Genomic DNA, 17,810 nt, shown 5'->3' with positions numbered 1-17,810 from the left:
TTTCTTCTCTCCTAAATCGCAATTATTACGTTTTAATAATCGCATTTCATACCGAAATTGTCAATGGGCGATTAAAAAATAAAAATTACTAAATAATTATAATTGTTGTTTTACTACAGTCAGAAAAAGGACCGAAAGTTATAAAAGGATTTTTATTATGAAAAAATTTCTTCTAGATAAATAAGGCATTATTGAAACATTTAATAGCAAAAGTAAAGTAATGCCTGAAACAATGAGTGGAGAATATATTGCTATAGATAAAATTAAAGATGATCAACATATCCATATTACTGAACCTCAAGAACAAACTATTAGTTTAGATCAAGTTAACAATATTAAGGAAAATGGTTTCGGACGGCTTTAATATATAAGTAACAGAATGAAACAGAATTCCCATTGAATTCAGTGTTTCGCTCTTTTTCATCTCAATATTTCTATGATTATTAACTGTAAATAATAGTTTTTTGAAAATTTTGTGTATTTTAAAATGTAACTCCTAAAATAAAGCGTTTTCTTGTTAAAATAATAATGTAACTATTTTAAGGGAGACGATAATAATGACAAAGGGGAATCAAATCACTAATCAATCTAACAAAGAGAAATCAAATAAAGGATATAAACCATTATGGATTGTGATTAGTTTTATCGTATTAGTAATGATTTTATTACTACCTACTTCAAGTAGCTTACCGGTCATGGCTAAAGCAGCACTTGCCATTCTTGCTTTTGCCGTAATCATGTGGGTTACTGAAGCAGTATCTTATCCAGTTTCAGCGACTTTAATTTTAGGGCTTATTATATTGTTACTTGGCTTTAGTCCTGTTCAACATCTATCAGAACAACTTGGTCATCCTAAAAGTGGAGACACCATTCTTAAGGGAAGCGAATTATTAGGAACAAACAATGCTCTGAGTCTCGCATTTAGTGGTTTTTCTACTTCTGCAGTGGCACTTGTGACCGCCGCTTTATTCTTAGCAGTTGCCATGCAAGAAACCAATCTTCATAAACGACTAGCACTTTATGTCCTTTCAATTGTAGGAAATAAAACAAAACATATTGTTATCGGTGCAATTTTAGTATCAATTGTATTAGCCTTTTTTGTACCTTCTGCTACGGCTCGTGCTGGTGCTGTCGTACCCATTTTACTTGGAATGATTGCAGCCTTTAAAGTGAGTAAAGATAGTAAACTAGCATCACTTCTTATTATTACATCCGTACAAGCTGTATCGATTTGGAATATCGGTATTAAAACTGCCGCTGCGCAAAATATCGTCGCTATCAATTTCATTAATCAAAACTTAGGTTATAATGTGTCTTGGGGTGAATGGTTTTTATACGCTGCACCATGGTCTATACTGATGTCCATTGCTTTATATTTCATTATGATGAAAGTGATGCCACCTGAACGAGATGCCATCGAAGGTGGTAAAGAATTGATTAAACATGACTTAAACGAACTAGGTCCAATGAGTGCTAGAGAATGGCGACTCATTGTCATTTCTATCTTATTACTGATCTTTTGGTCTACCGAGAAAGTGCTTCACCCTATCGATTCAGCAAGTGTTACGCTAATCGCATTAGGTATGATGCTAATGCCTAAAATCGGTGTGATTACTTGGAAAGGCGTTGAAAAGAAAATTCCATGGGGGACAATTATCGTCTTTGGTGTAGGCATCTCACTTGGTAACGTCTTACTTAAAACAGGCGCTGCCCAATGGCTCAGTGATAAAACATTTGGGTTAATGGGACTAAAAGGGTTACCAATTATCGCAACGATTGCACTCATTACATTATTCAATATTTTAATTCATTTAGGTTTTGCGAGTGCAACAAGCTTATCCTCTGCATTGATACCCGTATTTATTTCATTAACATCAACATTAGAGTTAGGCGATCATTCTATCGGCTTTGTTTTAATACAACAATTTGTAATTAGCTTTGGATTCTTATTACCAGTGAGTGCACCACAAAATATGTTAGCCTACGGTACGGATACATTTACGGTTAAAGATTTCTTAAAATCAGGTATTCCTCTCACTATTATAGGTTATATTCTTGTGATTTTATTTAGCTTAACGTATTGGAAATGGTTAGGTTTAGTGTAAAATGAAGTCAGATTCATTTTATAGATAGAGAGGTTTATCATGACCAAAAAAACCATTTATTTGTACAGTGAATTCTTGTCGTAGCCAAATGGCTGAGGGTTTTGGAAAAGCAATTTTAGGTGATGAATGGAATGTATATTCCGGAGGTCTTGAAACACAAGGTGTTAATCCTAAAGCCATTAAAGCAATGAAAGAAGTGGTATCGACATTTCAAATCATACCTCGGATTTAATTAATGATACTATTTTAAAACAATCAGACTTAGTAGTCACATTATGCAGTCATGCTGATGCGCATTGTCCTACTATGCCATCAGGTGTTAAAAAAGAACATTGGAGCTTCGATGACCCAGCCGGAAAAGATGGGTCAGAATTCCAACGTGTTCTAGATGACATTAAAAATGCGATTGAACAATTTAAGTATAGAACATAATAAAACAGCAGTTACTACGTATTTGACGTAGTAACTGCTGTTTATTGATATAGTCATGCTTACCAAAAGTCACTTGTTACAATATTTTTTCTCTCGATGTCTAAATTTGGAATGTCCCTCTCATTCGCAACCGCATCTTTATAATTTAAATTAAGTGCCTCAACGGCTTTATCAAACGTCACATTATCTTTACACATGTACTCCCATACATTTTTATTGATGTACGCATTACCATCATAATAAAAGTCTTTCACCCACATTACTTATCATCCCTTTCTATTTATTACAGTTTGATATTACACCTAAAGTGTAATGTAGGCAAATCTTAAATAATTAGAAATCATTAATTATTTATCCGTTTATATGATGATAATTAAATAACTTTTTGATCATTAAAAGTTGTTATAAAAAACTTATGAAAAAATTTTAAAAACCTATGATGATAAACATTTGTTTATTTTTCTTCATCTTCTAATTTCACAAGTGTTGGTTTAGGCGTATGAATGCCTACATCGTTAAAGTAACTTATAATTTCTTTTCTTAATAAACGTTGGCCTGGAAAATGCATGCCTGGTTTAACATGAGCTAATAATTTAATTACCATTTCATTACCATCAATACTATCTAAACCAAGTAAATCAGGTGCAGCAACGAACATATCGTATTTATCTTTTAATGTTGGTAAGAAAGCTTTTAATTCTTTTTCAATAACGTCATAATCTTCATTTGGAGAAATCGGAATTGTAATAAGGGGCGATACATCTGTCTTAGAATAGTTTACAATTTCACTAATTGTTCCATTAGGTAAGGTATACACTTCTCCAGTATCAGATTGAATACGTGTAGATCGTAAACCTATTGTTTGTACTGTCCCTTCTGCAATCGTTACACCTGACGAATTAATTTGAACATAATCGCTGACGTCGAATTGTCCTTCAAAAATAACGAAAAAGCCGGTAATGATATCTTTTACAACAGTCTGGGCACCAAAACCAACTGCTAAACCAACAACACCAGCCCCAGCTAAAATAGCTGAGACGCTAATTCCAAAACGAGAGAGAACCGATGTAAGAACAATAAACCAAACAACATAACTAATTAAGTTTTGAACAAGTGTTGAAAGTGTCTCACTTCTTTTAATTTTATAGCGTGTCTTCTTCTTCTCATTGACTTTAAAAAATTTCGTTACTACTTTTCTAGAAATTGCAATAACAATCATACCTAATAAGATATAAGCAACAATAATTAAAATATTGGCTAGTAAATTTTGATAAAATTCTATCTTCGTCAATGGTTCAATAAATTTAATAAACAGTTGTTTCATTTGACTCATGTTGATATAATACTCCTTTTATACTTAGATTTTTAAATGATTGCGTGCTATTATTTAGAACACGACACTTAAATAAAAATGATACCATATTTTATATATTATCTGAAATAATCATTTGCTTTATTCCAGAATAAAAAACTTCATTCTCACTGCTTCGTGAGAATGAAGTCATATATTAAGTCGTCATTACTTATGCTCTGAACTTTCAAAATATCGTCTTCTAAATGCTGGGGTTGCTACTTTTGATTCAAAGTCTTCTGGAATTTCTTCAGTACGTACAACTAATACATCACATGGGGCATGACGTACAATCGCTTCTGATACCGAACCAATCATAAAACGTTCGACTGCATTTAATCCTGAAGCACCACACATAATTAAATCAACATTCAATTCATTTGCTAAATTTTTAGGAATGAGTAATTTCGGTGGGCCAAGTTCAAGTCGTGTTTCTACATTTGTCACGCCTTCTTTAACAGCGAGTTCTTTATAGCCTTCAAGTAACTTCTCAGAATACTCTTTAGACGGATCGAATTGAGATGCATACACTTCATACGCGGTATACGTTCTCGTATCAATCACATGCACAATTGTGAGCTTTGCATCATTACGTTTTGCTACATCAACGGCTTTATTAAAGGCCCATTCTGCTTCGTTTGATCCATCAACTGCAATTAAAATGTTTTTGTATGATAACATTTTAATCTCCCCCTTATCTGTTCTCATCTTTATTTTAGCACTATTTCAAAAAAATTAGTATTAATATGTAAAGCGCTTTCAAAATTTATATCATACGTTCTTCGCTATCAATTTGATACTGTAAGTAGGATAAAATAGCGCTATAACATCCTAATGATATCGTTAAAACAAATGGTAAAAGTTTGATTGATAACTCTCGGGTATGTTTAGAACTCGTTAATGTTAAATGATCAGTTAAAGCTTGCATATCTATATGACTAAAGCTTGCATAACTAATAATTACAAAAAAAGTTAACATCGCCATTAATTTCATTTTATTTACAAAGTCACTACTAAACTGAATCATTGAAAAAGCTAAAATAAGAATAATAATATTGAATATAACACTAAAAATAATCCACAACATAATAAATGTCGGATGATTTAATTTCTCCATGTTTAAAATATTTCCTTCGACCATTAAAGGTATTAAGAAACTAAATAAAATTGAAATGCTAAATGTAATGATCATTGTTAGTAATGCCCCTAACAGATTTAAAAATTCCCGCATAATATCCACCTTTTAAAAGTTAATATATTAATATTGTACAATTTAATACATTTATATGCTATATTCATCAAAATATTTAATTAACTATTTTCAACATCAACCTTATACTAACTTACAGTGTTGTAATTTTAGAATATCTTACTTACTATTTATTTTATTATATGTTTTTATAGAATTGAGGTGATCATGATATGCCAAATGAAAACTATAGAGAAAATGATATTTTAGGAGGCATTAGCTATTTAAGTGTCTTCTTTGCACCAGTATTATTTCCACTTATTGTATGGATCGTCGCACAACCACCAGCTTCGACCCATGCTAGAAATGCGTTATTCAATCACATCATGAGTTGGGTTATGGTGGTATTAGGATTAGTAACCCTATCTATTTCCCCGGCTTTTGTAAATAGTGAACGCGGTATCGGTTGGATCATTGCAATCCTCATCGCAGTTCTTTTCTTTATATGGGCACTTGTGCTATTTTTAAAAAATATCATTAGAGGTATTAAATTAATGATGCCATAAAAAAAAGAGGAAGTGACGATAATCTCGTCGTTTCCTCTTTAATTTTATTAATCTCTTGTTGTATGAAACTAAAAAATGACCAATCAAATATTTTAAACTTTATCGTTTTCAGTATAAAAAGCAATACTATAATGTTGTTTGTGAGAATTATATATATACTTTTATTCCATTATGATTGTCTACTGTAATTATAATAAGGTTTGGTCGTTTTAGTATTAGATTGCGCTTGCAATACTATATTACGAAAAGTAATATGATGTTTATATGAAAATTGTAATACATATTTTTATCATCATAACTTGTTTAATATCCATTATTTCTTAAGGTTTTCTTATTTTCCAATGATAAGGATCTTCAAGTTGATACCAATCAGAATTCATTTCGCTACTATTTAGCAGGCATTCATCGAGTTTTTTTTCGATTTTTTCTTGATCTAAGTCGGTACCAATAATGACAAATTGTGTATTTCTATCCCCATATTCAATATCCCAGCTTTCCGCTACGTCACGACGTTGAGCAAGTATCTCTTCACGTTTTTCTTTAGGCATTGATGCAACCCAATATGTAACTGGGCTGATATTACATGACGATCCTGCTTGTGACAGTAAACACGCAACCTCGTTATATTGCGCAAGCCATACAATACCTTTTGAACGAACAATGTTTTGAGGCATTTGTTCTAACCAATCATTGAAACGTTTCGCGTGAAACGGTAATCGTCTTGAATAGACAAACGAACTCATACCATATTCTTCAGTTTCCGGTGTATGTGCCTCATGGCCGCCTTCTGTTAGCTCCTTAATCCATCCTGCAGAATTGCTAGCTTTTTCAAAATCAAATCGTCCTGTATCTAAGACATCATTAATATCTACTTGAGACTGCGTTGTTTTAATTATTTTTGCATCTGGTTGTAATGTTCTAAGTATATGTTCTAATTTATCTAGCGCTTCATTTGTAACTAAATCTGTTTTATTCAATACAAGTACATCACAGAATTCAACTTGGTCTATTAATAAATCCGCAATTGAACGTTCATCTGTCACATCCGCACCTTGATTACGATCCACAAGTAAATCTTCAGAATGAATATCATTAACAAATCGATTCGCATCAACGACCGTAACCATCGTATCTAAACGACAAATCGAAGTGAGATCTATTCCCATCGCTTCATCGATATACGAGAACGTTTGCGCTACAGGTACTGGTTCAGAAATGCCTGTAGATTCAATAACGATATAATCAATATTGCCTTTATGTACGAGTCGTTCAACTTCTTTTAATAAATCGTCACGTAACGTGCAACAAATACATCCATTAGATAGTTCAACTAATTTTTCATCTGTTCTAGACATTCCACCACCATCAGCAACTAAATCTTTATCAATATTGACCTCACTCATATCATTTACAATGACTGCAATACGACGACCTTCTCGATGATTTAAAATATGGTTAGTAACGTTGTCTTCCCTGAGCCTAAATAACCACTTAATACAGTTACAGGTATCTTACTCATTTGTATCTCTCCTTTTTAAATCGTAACTATTACGATTTAAATTGTACAGGGATATTTAAGATTGTCAATATGAATTAAATGAATGATGTATGATATAACTTTTCTATGGCGAGTGATTTACCGCGTATGTCCTCACCTATACTTCAAGGTTTGATATTCCTTAAAGGTATTACACTTTTAATGACATCATTATATTGTTTATGAAACATTGCTGATAGTTTTTTATAAAAAAAGAGCGAAAAATTATTTTTCGCTCTTACACATTATAAATAAATTTTTTAGTATTTCATTCAAATTTTGCGTTAATAAATTTAACTGAGATTGCACCCAGAAGCATCATGATTCCTGCAAATAATAACATCGCAGGCATTGAACTTCCTAATAGTGGGAAAAGTGCAAAGCTTACTACAGAAGCGACAATTTGTGGTAGACAAATACTTGTATTAAATAAACCTAGATAAGCACCTGAATTTTCTCCATCAATTGCTTCGGTTAATAGTGTAAATGGTTGAGTATTCATCGTTAAGTTATTAATACCAATAAATATAAATGAAATAATGAGTAACCATTGGTTATGAATAAAGAACATTGAAATAAGACCTAACCCACCAAAAATTAATCCAAAACTATACCAAAATTTTCTTTGAGAGGGTTTAGATTTTGCAATGACAAAACCAAAAATAACTGAACTTAAAAATTGTATACAGTATAACACACCATACCAGTTCCCTGCTGCTTGATATCCTGCTGAAGAAGGGTCTGTCGCATTCCATACATTTTTTGCTATTGCACCTGTTGAATACGTCCAGAGATACATTAATGCAAACCAGTTAAAAAATTGAACTACACTAATTTGCCAAAATTGTTTAGGCGCAGTTTTTAACAGTTGCCATAAATTTAATTTCTCATTCCTATTGTCATCTGAAATGCCGTGATAATAGTTATATGTTTTAGGTTCATATTCTTTAACGGAAAGAACCGTCCAAATAGAAGCAATGAGTAATACCGCTGCTGCAATATAATAAGCTATTTTTACTGTCATCGGTACTTCCCCTTTAGGCGCTACATTACTCATTCCCATAATTGTTAGTAAAAATGGTAATAGTGTAGCAATAATACCACCTAAATTTGAGAAGATTTGTTGCCATGACCAGGCCATATCTCTTTGTTTTTCGTTTACCATATCTCCAATAATCATTTTATAGGGCTGCATACACGCATTTGACGTCAAATCCATAAGTAACGTCATGATTGCACCAAATGACAACGCCATAAGTGATGCATATCCAAATCCAAACGAACCTGCATTAGGTAGTAGGACTAATACGATCGCTCCAATGGGACCAGCAATTAAAAGATACGGCATCCGACGTCCAAATCTAGTCCAAGTTCTATCAGAATAGTATCCAATAAGTGGTTGTACAATCATTCCTGCTAATGGCGGCAAAATAAAAAACCAACCTAAATTATTAGGATCGGCGCCGAGCGTTTGAAATATTCTTCCCATCATTGCTGATTGAAGTGCAAATGCCATGTTTACTCCGAAGAAACCAAATGTAATAGAAAAAATAACTGCTTTTTTTAAATAGGGTAGCGTAATACCTTGTTCTTCAGTATTTTTAGTATGTATTTGATCTGTATCTTTCATTTCTATCTCTCCTATTTATTACTTGATATAGTCATTTAATTCAATAATTAAATAGCTATATCAAATAACAATTTGTTGGAATCGTTTTCAACTGTAATTATAACATTTTTGAGTTTCTTTGAGAACGCTCGCATTTCCTATAAATAAATCAGAGTTCATTTTATTTTCTAATCTCATATATATCATAATTACCTAATTTAGGTATTTTTATAGATAATTAAAGATTATTGTGATGATAATAGATATATTAATACTTAAAAACAAAATATATAACATAATCTATAATTAGATTATTACAATAAATAACGATAGAAAAAATTGATTATATTAAATATAATTAGATTATTATTTGTATTTTAACTACTTTTTAAAATACATTAGATTATCAAAAAGATTACTAATTAAAGGAGTATAAAAATGAAGGTTATAAAGAGTAAAGAAATCAATCATAGGCCTAAAGTAAGTGTATTAATTAGTACGTATAACAAAGAAAAATTTATTAATAAAACATTAGATAGTGTCTTAAAACAATCGATGGATATGAGAGATTTTGAATTAATCGTGGTGGATGACTGTTCTACTGACCAAACCGTTGATATTGTTTCTAAAAAAATAGACAGTTTTTCTAATTACAAATTTATTCAATTAGATCAAAATTCGGGTACACCTGCGAAACCACGAAATTTATCTATTGATTTAAGTAAGGGAAAGTACATCATGTTTATAGACGGTGATGATTGGTTACCTGAAGATGCTCTAGAAAAGTTATATACACTTTTAAAAACAAACAATACAGACTATGCTACAGGCTTAACAAAATATGTGCATAGTGATCGCATAGCTAGAAGTGGCGTTGCTCTATCTAAAATTGCATATAATAAAGTAGATTTAAAACACTTTAGAAAATCATTTTATCATTTAGCACCTGCTGGTCGTATGATTAAAGCTAGCGTCATTAAAAAGAATCATATTCAATTTCCAGAAATGATTTTTGGAGAAGATTTACAATTTTTCGCAGAAGTCTTTTTCAATACTAAACGTATTAGTACAACACAAGATGTGGTTTATTGTGCTAACCGTTACGACGATAATATTTCTTTAGTAAAATCAGAAAAATCAACACATATTAATCGTATGAAATGGCAAGGTGAAGCCTATCGTCACTTAATGAGTAAATATAAAAATAATAAATTAATGCCTAATTTACTATATCGTATTATTAATAAAGATGTTTTAGAAGCTAAATTCTATAAAAAAGGCTTTATTAAAAACATAAATGAGTTACTTCCTATTTTTCAAAATATCATTCATATGGTAGATGAACATTTCGATGCTTTAGACTATGCAGATGATGATTTAAACCGACAAGCCATCAAACTAATACGTGAGGGGAATAAAGAAGACATTATCAGTTTTGTTAAATTCTATCTTAAAAAAGATGATAAGCCGCTTCATGAGAAAAACGATATATATTACTATTCGTTTAAAGGAACACATTACAAAAAAAGAATGCATCCTACATTACTAAAAATCTCTCAAGAGAATGATAAGGTGTTCTTAAAAATACTTTCTAAAAACTCTGAGTTAAAGTATCTAGAAGTAAAACATCGAAAAGATCCAACTCAATTCATCGTATTAGATATTAAGAAACATCGTTTTAAATCTGAAGAATATACTGTTCAATTTATAACAAAGAATTTACCTGATGGAAAATTAGCTCTTACAGTTTTAGATAAAGATTTAAATGGCTCAGTTATCAAATCAGGCATGCGTTTTGATTTTTATGAAACTGTTGGTGGCAATTTAGGATATATTAAAAAGTAATTAAAATCTTAGATGTTTCGCCACCGTAGCATTCATTTTACATATATTTATTCGATATATGTAAAATAACGATCTTAATAAATTATAAATCTTAGTCTTGTTATCTATGTATTTTTATAATTCCAAAAGAAATTATGCTAAATTTCAAAATAATGCTGTACTTATTCATTCAAAAGGTGTATAGTTGGTTTCACGTAATAAAAGCTCGTATTTTGGATTGTAGTATATTTTTATAGAATATTCTCTTTTAATTTATGAATTTGTTACAAATATGATGTGCAAAAGCACTTGGAGGTATTCTATATGAATAACGGTACAGTTAAATGGTTTAACGCAGAAAAAGGGTTTGGATTTATCGAAAGAGAAGACGGTGACGATGTGTTTGTTCACTTCTCAGGTATCGCTACTGATGGATATAAAACTTTAGAAGAAGGTCAAAAAGTAGAGTTTGACATCACTGAAGGTCAACGTGGCGAACAAGCAACAAATGTTGTCCCTGTTTAAACATAAATTTTAGCATAAGCATGTATGTATACGTGCTTGTGCTTTTTTTACATAATTTATAAAAGAATAATACTTAAAATTAATCTCCTACTGTCACTTAATATATCCTACTATATATTCTGTCATACATGTCACTCAGTGTTAATCTCTAGTATAACCTGGTTGATCTTCATTTAAGATTAAATTACCTCCATTTAAATAACTTGCGTAACTTAACCAAATGACATAAGGTAACATTAATAAACCAGCATACTTATTAGATGCATAAAAACGATGTGCAGTAATATTACCAGCTGCAAGTAATACATAACTTTCAATTAAAGATGTCTTTCTCAGTTTTAAATTGAAATAAAGTATCGTCCACGCATAATTCAATCCTAATTGTGCATAATGAGCACGTGTTATAGACTGTTTCTCTCTTTTATGAGCTGCATGCGCATATGATAATTGATAAGCTACTCCCATTGAGGTATAAAGTAGTGGCCATACAATTGGAAATACTTTAGCTGGAGGTGAAAAAGGTGGTTTTTCATAATGTTTATAATCATTTTGAGCTTTAGCTGTTAATCTCCCAATAACCATTCCACCTGCTAAAGGTAATACAATTCTTGTAACTTTTTTAATATTAATCATCATTCTCTCCTTTAAAGTCTTCCTATATTTAATACCCTACTTTTTCTATAATTAATAAGTTATGAATCTATTATTAAAAAACAAAATAATGTAGACACACACTAAAATATCCTCCTAAATACCATCATGTAGATACATAGGAGGACATTCTTTAAACAGTTCATTTAATGTTTTTATGGCTACCATTATATTTTGGCTAATTACTTTTAATTTAGATTGACCTTTTTAATTATTTCTCCTAAAGGTCATCTAGAGTCACTATTATTCTTCTTCACCAACAACTGTGAAACGTTCATTAATATGCGCTTTATTTTCAGCTTCATCTACTATAGCAATAGCAAAATCTGCATAACTGATATAACTATTACCTTTACTATTAAATAATAATTGATCTTTTCCTAACATATAGGTGCCTGTATGTTTTCCTTCAAAGTCAAATTCCGCTGATGGACTAATAAAAGTCCAAATCATTCCTTCAGCATGTTGTAAGTCTTGTAAGTTACGACTTGATCCTTTAGCTGTTGGTTTCACTATTTCTGGGAAATCTGGTGTATCCATAACACGTATAGTATGCGTATCATCTGCAAATAGACTACCAGCACCCCCTACAATAATGGCTCTTGTATCTACATCTTTTAATATGTTAATCAATATGCGTCCTACTTCAACGTGCACTTCTTCTTCACCTAATGGCGCGCCAAATGCATTGACTACCACGTCTAAATCTTTAATATCGTCTGAAGTTAAATCAAATACATCTTTTTCAATCACTTTAACATCTTTAGCAGCATCTAATTTAGCAACATTTCTTACAATCGCAGTTACTTCATGTCCACGTTGTTGTGCTTCATCTAATACTTTAATTCCTAATTTACCTGTTGCCCCAATAATACCAATGTTCATCGTTTGTTCTTCCACTTCTATATTTATCAGAGCTGTCTCTTGGATGTCCCTCAATATGTTATCAATATAATTACATTTTTATTAAAAGTCTATTTATCTGTTTTTATTTTCCTTTCTAATATGAAGTCATTGAAATATGACTGACAACGATTAGTTTAAAATCACCTTGTGCTATACATATTGAGCTCAATATGTTGACTTAATTAATCTAGATCTCTATTGTCAATATGAAGAATAATACAAACGCGTATATTCTATCTTATATGTATAAGGGGAAATGACTATGATGAATGTAAAAGCAAGAGCTGTAAATGGCCCAGATTCTGAATTTTTCGCTACTGAAATTAAACGTCGTGATTTAGATAAACATGATGTATTAATAGAGATTAAATATGCAGGTATCTGTCACTCTGATATCCATACTGCTCGAGAAGAATGGGGCCCTGTCGATTATCCACTCGTACCAGGTCATGAAATTGCAGGTATTGTTAAAGAGGTCGGTCCTGACGTCACTAAATATAAAGTGGGCGACCGTGTAGGCGTTGGATGTATGGTGGATTCTTGTGGTGAATGTGAAAACTGTAAAAATGACGAAGAACAATACTGTTTAAATGGAAATGTAGGTACTTATGCAAGTACTGACAAATACGGTGAGAAAACACAAGGTGGTTACTCAACACATATTGTTGTACAAGAAGATTTCGTATTACGTATTCCTGACAATATCAGTTTAGAGGTTGCTGCTCCTTTACTATGTGCGGGGATTACAACTTACTCACCTTTAAACCATTGGAAAGCCTATGAAGGTAAAAAGAATGTAGCAATCATTGGTATGGGTGGTCTTGGACATATGGCAGTTCAAATTGCACATGCGATGGGTGCTAACGTGACTGTGTTATCACGTACATTAAATAAAAAAGAAGATGGTTTAAAATTTGGTGCTTCAGCTTATTATGCAACAAGTGACGAATCAACCTTTAAAGAACTTGCTGGTTCATTTGACTTAATTATTAATACTGTAAGTGCAAAATTAGACATAGATGACTATCTTAAATTATTAGCCTTAGATGGTACACTCGTTAATGTTGGTGCTCCAGCTGAGCCAGTATCCTTACAAGTATTTAATTTAATTGGTCATCGCCGTTCATTTGCTGGATCTGCTATCGGTGGTATTAAAGAAACTCAAGAAATGTTAGATTTCTGTTCTGAACATCATATCGTCCCACAAATTGAATTAATTACAGCAGATGATATTGATGATGCTTACGAAAGAGTGTTGGCATCTAAAGTTAAATATCGTTTTGTTATTGATATCAGTACAATGTAATAATGAAAATGCTCATGAGATGTGGGCATTTTTTATTACTTAACTATTATATTAAGTCTTTGTTAGTCTTTCTCTCACTATTTAAGATAAATGGTTCATCAGTTATAGATTCCAACTATACTTTTTACAATATTTAATATTTATTGTTATCGTTTTTTTACATTTAATATATATAATGGTCTTAATACTAAATAATTATATCTTGTTAAACAATTTATAATTAAATCATAATGTTTTATTATATGTATTAAGTGATATATATATACAAATGAAGAAAATGTTTAATAAAGAAAATTAAATAAAGGAGTTTATCTAGATGAATGAATTAACACAATATTTAAAAGAAGTCGCCAAGCAATTAGAGATACAAAATGCATATAGTGAATTAAATAGAGCAAGTCAAAACAATGAAGATCAAGCTACAGATAAATTTAATGAAACTTTAAAAGCAATTGAAGATAAATATGCTTATGATTCATCACCTCGCGTTACACCAAATAGAACTTCATTAAAAACATTAAATAGAGTCAAAGCAATCGAAGATAAATACGCTAAAGCGATAAGAACGTTAGAGAGACTTAGAAAATCTAGATTATCAAGAAATAATAAATATTCAACTCAAGTAGAAAACTTAATAAAACAATCAGAAAACGGTTTTAATGATTATCACACACGTGATGATCAATATAATTTTGCAACAAGTGTAGCTCAAGAGTTAGAAAAATTAAAAAATGAATATATTATCTCACCTAAAGAAGCTAAAAATATATTTGGCAAATATGTATTCCATACTAATGAATTTCATTTAAGTGACCATGAACTATATAAAATCAAATTTGCTTATGGCCTTGATTAAGTATGTCATTTCTCATGGTCTAACTAGGCAGATAGTATAAAAACAATGCACACGTTTATATAAATGTTATACTCATTTTTTATTATTAATATATTTGAACATAGACAAATAAAACGAATAGTCGCATAATGGCCTTAGGAGAAAGACTATGTATGAGTTGGGAGTTCAATTATATATTATGTATCTACGGGGATTATACGGATGGTATAATCTCTTTTTTTATCTTCTTCAATAGTATTGCTAATCATTATGTACATTTTCTAAAGCAAAATTTCTCTATTAAAGTGACTGACTCCAATATTTTAATTTTTCCTAATTGATATCAATCTTTTATCCTTTTTCATGTATCAATCATTACCACCTCATTTGTATCTGGTTAGTGTACTACATATAACTCCAAATAATCTAAATCAAGATCGTCTAATGATTAATGATCTTTTTTTCCACATTGTCTCGATCAACATCGTCTAGTAGTGATCAATACGTCTTCAAGTTTAAGTCCTGTTATTATAAGACTTTTCCCTACTTTTTCTTCATTTCCATAAATTAATGCAGCATCGATGCGTCTATATCCTTTCTACTAAAATAACCTCTAATTCGAACATATCTACCTAATCTAAACATAATATATGACTCTTCAGAGTTTATAATGTGTTACAAGGGGTAGATTGGCAGGAGGAGGGCGATATTAATGAAAGCAGTTACTTATCAAGGTCATAAAAATATGGAAGTTCGTGAAGTAAACGATCCAACGATAGAAGAATCAACAGATGCAATTATTAAAATAACCGCTTCAGGTATATGTGGTTCTGATTTACATCTTTATCATCAAGGCGATTTATTTATGGATCCTGGCTTTGTTATTGGACATGAGCCAATGGGAATTGTAGAAGAAGTGGGAAAAGACGTTAAGACTTTAAAAAAAGGGGATAGAGTGGTTATACCTTTTAACATCGGTTGTGGTGACTGCTTTTATTGTAATAACCATATGGAGTCTCAATGCGACAACTCTAACCCATCCCCTGCCAATTGGAAAATGGACAATGGTGGACTTTTCGGTTTTGGTGCCATGCACGGGAACCACTGGGGAGGACAAGCAGAGTATTTAAGAGTTCCATTTGCTGACTTCTCTTCTTTCAAAGTTCCAGATAGTGATTTGAAAGACGAACAAGTATTATTTTTATCTGATGTTGTCCCAACAGCTTATTGGAGTGTAGAACATGCGGGCGTAAAATCTGGTGATACTGTTATTGTTCTAGGTTGTGGTCCAATCGGTTTAATGGCACAAAAATTTGCTAAATTAAAAGGTGCTGAACGTGTGATTGCCATTGATAATGTGGAACATAGACTAAACCATGCGAAAAAATTCAATGGTGTTGAAGTGTATAATTTTTCTAAAGAAGATAATATTGGAAAATTACTTCGTGAAACTACACGTGGCGGTGCAGATGTTGTGATAGATTGTGTGGGAATGGATGGACAAGTCGCTCAAGATGATTTAGAGATGAGTTCAAATTCAGCACAACGCGGTAATATTAGTCCAATTATTACAGCAGCAGAATCAGTAAGAAAATTTGGTACCATTCAATTAACTGGTATTTATGCTACACCTGCAGATAATTTTCCAGTAGATTTAATTTTTAATAGAGATGTTCAAGTAAAAAGTGGTCAAGCACCAGTTATTCATCAAATGCCAAAATTATATGAAATGATTAAAAATGAAGTGTTTGATCCAACAGAAATTATAACGCATACTATGCCTTTAGAAGAAGCAAAACAAGCGTATGATATTTTCGATCAGAAAAAAGATAACAATATTAAAGTTATTTTAAAACCACAATAATGACTATATAAATAAACAAGAAATATATACGTAACTTCTTGAACAAATAGATAAAAAAGCCCAGGACATTATTAAGTGTCTTGGGCATTTTTAATATGTTAACAGTCGATGACTGAGTTGAAAATGCGCTTGTGCTAAGCTTTTTTCAATCCCAGTTCTTCTTACTAAACTTAGTGAAGTGGGACGATGAATTTAAAATACATTCTATTCCACTCTTTTTTTACATTATTTTGATGCTATGATTAAGAAATTTCTCCATTTTAAGAATAGAAGACGAGAGAACAAAACGAGCTAAGGATGACTAGTTTAAGTTACCTTCTAAGAAATTGAAGAGATGATGTTGTCGGTCTCTCTGCTATAAATATTTATTATTGTAGTTTTAATAACATTTTTTCAGTAATATAGCTTCGATACTTGTCTAGTCTTCATCTTCTTTACATCCATTTGTGCTATACAGTAAATAAAACGGGTACTTCTAATCATAGTGTTTGTGACTAATTTTTAACGGGTAGGCTTTTAGTAATACACTTTTTAAATATAGGAGGAAACTTAAATGAATGATAAAACAGTTTATGATGTAATTGATATAGGTGTAAATCATTTACTATCTGTATATGATAATTGGAATGTTGAACACGTATTAGATAAAGAAAATGATGTTTTTCCAAATACGTTACATTGGCAATTTGGACACGTTTTAACGATTTTCGATTCTGCTTTATCAATAGGTGGTCAAAATGCCGTAGATATCGCTAAATATACTAAACTATTTGGTTACGGATCTAGCCCTGCTAACTGGGAAGGACAAGATGTTCCATCAATCGAAACGATTAAAGAAAACTTAAAAACACTTCCTGAACGTGCGCGCAAACTAACGGATGAACAATTATCACAAGAACTTAACGAACCCGTTGCTGGTTGCCAAACACTCAATGAATTATTAGTACTAAATGCCTTCCATGTTCCATTACATGCCGGCAAGATTGAAGAAATGACTCGTGTGCTTAAACACGACGAATAATTTAAGGGTCATCATTTATAGTTTACGAGAAGATATTTGCGTATTATGATTGCGAATAGTATGTTGTGAAAAATTAAGACTGTTTGTTT

General features: G+C 31.4%; 16 protein-coding genes and 2 pseudogenes. 10 read left to right on the top strand and 8 right to left on the bottom strand.

All coding sequences use genetic code 11. The features are described 5' to 3' along the window. Positions 1-220 precede the first annotated feature (220 nt). The 3 genes and pseudogenes from NSU06_RS00345 (at position 221) to NSU06_RS00335 (ending at position 2,537) form a co-directional block, all read left to right on the top strand. On the top strand, positions 221-364 hold the full coding sequence (locus NSU06_RS00345; RefSeq protein ID WP_161800737.1) for a hypothetical protein: 144 nt from the start codon (positions 221-223) through the stop codon (positions 362-364). A gap of 193 nt (positions 365-557) precedes the next feature. Further along, positions 558-2,105 carry an SLC13 family permease gene (locus NSU06_RS00340; protein ID WP_049419874.1) on the top strand — a complete coding sequence of 516 codons (1,548 nt, stop codon included), beginning with the start codon at positions 558-560 and terminating at the stop codon, positions 2,103-2,105. An 88-nt stretch (positions 2,106-2,193) separates the two neighbouring features. Next, a pseudogene (locus tag NSU06_RS00335) lies at positions 2,194-2,537 on the top strand (arsenate reductase/protein-tyrosine-phosphatase family protein). A 59-nt stretch (positions 2,538-2,596) separates the two neighbouring features. On the opposite strand, the gene NSU06_RS00330 reads toward NSU06_RS00335, so the two are convergent. The 4 genes from NSU06_RS00330 to NSU06_RS00315 all read right to left on the bottom strand — a co-directional run bounded on the left by NSU06_RS00330 (position 2,597) and on the right by NSU06_RS00315 (position 5,119). Then, entirely contained in the window at positions 2,597-2,797 is a 201-nt protein-coding gene (locus tag NSU06_RS00330) for a hypothetical protein (protein WP_049379045.1), read from the bottom strand. Between the two features lie 194 nt (positions 2,798-2,991). Continuing rightward, positions 2,992-3,870: a mechanosensitive ion channel family protein gene (locus NSU06_RS00325; RefSeq protein ID WP_049379046.1), complete on the bottom strand. Its 879-nt coding sequence runs from the start codon at positions 3,868-3,870 to the stop codon at positions 2,992-2,994. A gap of 186 nt (positions 3,871-4,056) precedes the next feature. Beyond that, entirely contained in the window at positions 4,057-4,569 is a 513-nt protein-coding gene (locus tag NSU06_RS00320) for a universal stress protein (protein WP_049379047.1), read from the bottom strand. 85 nt (positions 4,570-4,654) lie between these two features. Then, on the bottom strand, positions 4,655-5,119 hold the full coding sequence (locus tag NSU06_RS00315) for a hypothetical protein (protein ID WP_049379049.1): 465 nt from the start codon (positions 5,117-5,119) through the stop codon (positions 4,655-4,657). 191 nt (positions 5,120-5,310) lie between these two features. On the opposite strand from NSU06_RS00315, the gene NSU06_RS00310 reads away from it, so the two are divergent. Further along, positions 5,311-5,643, top strand: a complete 333-nt coding sequence (locus NSU06_RS00310) for a membrane protein (RefSeq protein ID WP_017174720.1) — start codon at positions 5,311-5,313, stop codon at positions 5,641-5,643. Positions 5,644-5,963: 320 nt separating this feature from the next. Here NSU06_RS00310 and NSU06_RS00305 read toward each other — a convergent pair. Then, positions 5,964-7,162, bottom strand: a pseudogene (locus NSU06_RS00305) (GTP-binding protein). A gap of 286 nt (positions 7,163-7,448) precedes the next feature. Then, complete coding sequence (locus tag NSU06_RS00300; protein WP_037541663.1) at positions 7,449-8,810, bottom strand: SLC45 family MFS transporter; 1,362 nt, start codon at positions 8,808-8,810, stop codon at positions 7,449-7,451. A gap of 417 nt (positions 8,811-9,227) precedes the next feature. Between NSU06_RS00300 and NSU06_RS00295 the strand changes: the two genes are divergently transcribed. After that, the gene (locus NSU06_RS00295; protein ID WP_167805775.1) at positions 9,228-10,634 is read left to right on the top strand and encodes a glycosyltransferase family 2 protein; all 1,407 of its coding nucleotides are present in this window, start codon (positions 9,228-9,230) and stop codon (positions 10,632-10,634) included. 303 nt (positions 10,635-10,937) lie between these two features. Continuing rightward, positions 10,938-11,138 (top strand): cold-shock protein, encoded by a 201-nt coding sequence (locus NSU06_RS00290; protein ID WP_017174716.1) that lies wholly within the window; start codon positions 10,938-10,940, stop codon positions 11,136-11,138. A 141-nt stretch (positions 11,139-11,279) separates the two neighbouring features. Here the strand turns inward: NSU06_RS00290 and NSU06_RS00285 are convergent, their stop codons facing one another. After that, positions 11,280-11,771 (bottom strand): TspO/MBR family protein, encoded by a 492-nt coding sequence (locus tag NSU06_RS00285; RefSeq protein ID WP_054105688.1) that lies wholly within the window; start codon positions 11,769-11,771, stop codon positions 11,280-11,282. A gap of 261 nt (positions 11,772-12,032) precedes the next feature. Beyond that, positions 12,033-12,674 carry an NAD(P)-dependent oxidoreductase gene (locus NSU06_RS00280; protein ID WP_167805774.1) on the bottom strand — a complete coding sequence of 214 codons (642 nt, stop codon included), beginning with the start codon at positions 12,672-12,674 and terminating at the stop codon, positions 12,033-12,035. A gap of 283 nt (positions 12,675-12,957) precedes the next feature. Between NSU06_RS00280 and NSU06_RS00275 the strand changes: the two genes are divergently transcribed. From NSU06_RS00275 to NSU06_RS00260, 4 genes are all read left to right on the top strand, one after another. Then, positions 12,958-14,001: an NAD(P)-dependent alcohol dehydrogenase gene (locus NSU06_RS00275; protein ID WP_167805773.1), complete on the top strand. Its 1,044-nt coding sequence runs from the start codon at positions 12,958-12,960 to the stop codon at positions 13,999-14,001. A 316-nt stretch (positions 14,002-14,317) separates the two neighbouring features. After that, positions 14,318-14,857 (top strand): hypothetical protein, encoded by a 540-nt coding sequence (locus NSU06_RS00270; protein ID WP_061544164.1) that lies wholly within the window; start codon positions 14,318-14,320, stop codon positions 14,855-14,857. 691 nt (positions 14,858-15,548) lie between these two features. After that, a complete protein-coding gene (locus NSU06_RS00265; RefSeq protein WP_019835051.1) occupies positions 15,549-16,700 on the top strand; it encodes a zinc-dependent alcohol dehydrogenase in 1,152 nt (383 codons plus the stop codon). A gap of 553 nt (positions 16,701-17,253) precedes the next feature. Further along, positions 17,254-17,721 carry a DinB family protein gene (locus tag NSU06_RS00260; protein ID WP_061544396.1) on the top strand — a complete coding sequence of 156 codons (468 nt, stop codon included), beginning with the start codon at positions 17,254-17,256 and terminating at the stop codon, positions 17,719-17,721. Positions 17,722-17,810: the final 89 nt, after the last annotated feature.

The organism is Staphylococcus sp. FSL W8-1270 (genome assembly GCF_038007165.1).
In the GTDB taxonomy this organism is placed as follows: Bacteria; Bacillota; Bacilli; order Staphylococcales; family Staphylococcaceae; genus Staphylococcus; species Staphylococcus hominis.
The sequence above is the reverse complement of the archived record's forward strand: the minus strand, read 5'-3'. Positions and strand labels throughout refer to the sequence as shown.

Coding starts and splice junctions, on each gene's coding strand:
- NSU06_RS00345 (WP_161800737.1), top strand. CDS start 221: ATGCCTGAAACAATGAGTGGAGAATATATTGCTATAGATAAAATTAAA.
- NSU06_RS00340 (WP_049419874.1), top strand. CDS start 558: ATGACAAAGGGGAATCAAATCACTAATCAATCTAACAAAGAGAAATCA.
- NSU06_RS00330 (WP_049379045.1), bottom strand. CDS start 2,797: ATGTGGGTGAAAGACTTTTATTATGATGGTAATGCGTACATCAATAAA.
- NSU06_RS00325 (WP_049379046.1), bottom strand. CDS start 3,870: ATGAGTCAAATGAAACAACTGTTTATTAAATTTATTGAACCATTGACG.
- NSU06_RS00320 (WP_049379047.1), bottom strand. CDS start 4,569: ATGTTATCATACAAAAACATTTTAATTGCAGTTGATGGATCAAACGAA.
- NSU06_RS00315 (WP_049379049.1), bottom strand. CDS start 5,119: ATGCGGGAATTTTTAAATCTGTTAGGGGCATTACTAACAATGATCATT.
- NSU06_RS00310 (WP_017174720.1), top strand. CDS start 5,311: ATGCCAAATGAAAACTATAGAGAAAATGATATTTTAGGAGGCATTAGC.
- NSU06_RS00300 (WP_037541663.1), bottom strand. CDS start 8,810: ATGAAAGATACAGATCAAATACATACTAAAAATACTGAAGAACAAGGT.
- NSU06_RS00295 (WP_167805775.1), top strand. CDS start 9,228: ATGAAGGTTATAAAGAGTAAAGAAATCAATCATAGGCCTAAAGTAAGT.
- NSU06_RS00290 (WP_017174716.1), top strand. CDS start 10,938: ATGAATAACGGTACAGTTAAATGGTTTAACGCAGAAAAAGGGTTTGGA.
- NSU06_RS00285 (WP_054105688.1), bottom strand. CDS start 11,771: ATGATTAATATTAAAAAAGTTACAAGAATTGTATTACCTTTAGCAGGT.
- NSU06_RS00280 (WP_167805774.1), bottom strand. CDS start 12,674: ATGAACATTGGTATTATTGGGGCAACAGGTAAATTAGGAATTAAAGTA.
- NSU06_RS00275 (WP_167805773.1), top strand. CDS start 12,958: ATGATGAATGTAAAAGCAAGAGCTGTAAATGGCCCAGATTCTGAATTT.
- NSU06_RS00270 (WP_061544164.1), top strand. CDS start 14,318: ATGAATGAATTAACACAATATTTAAAAGAAGTCGCCAAGCAATTAGAG.
- NSU06_RS00265 (WP_019835051.1), top strand. CDS start 15,549: ATGAAAGCAGTTACTTATCAAGGTCATAAAAATATGGAAGTTCGTGAA.
- NSU06_RS00260 (WP_061544396.1), top strand. CDS start 17,254: ATGAATGATAAAACAGTTTATGATGTAATTGATATAGGTGTAAATCAT.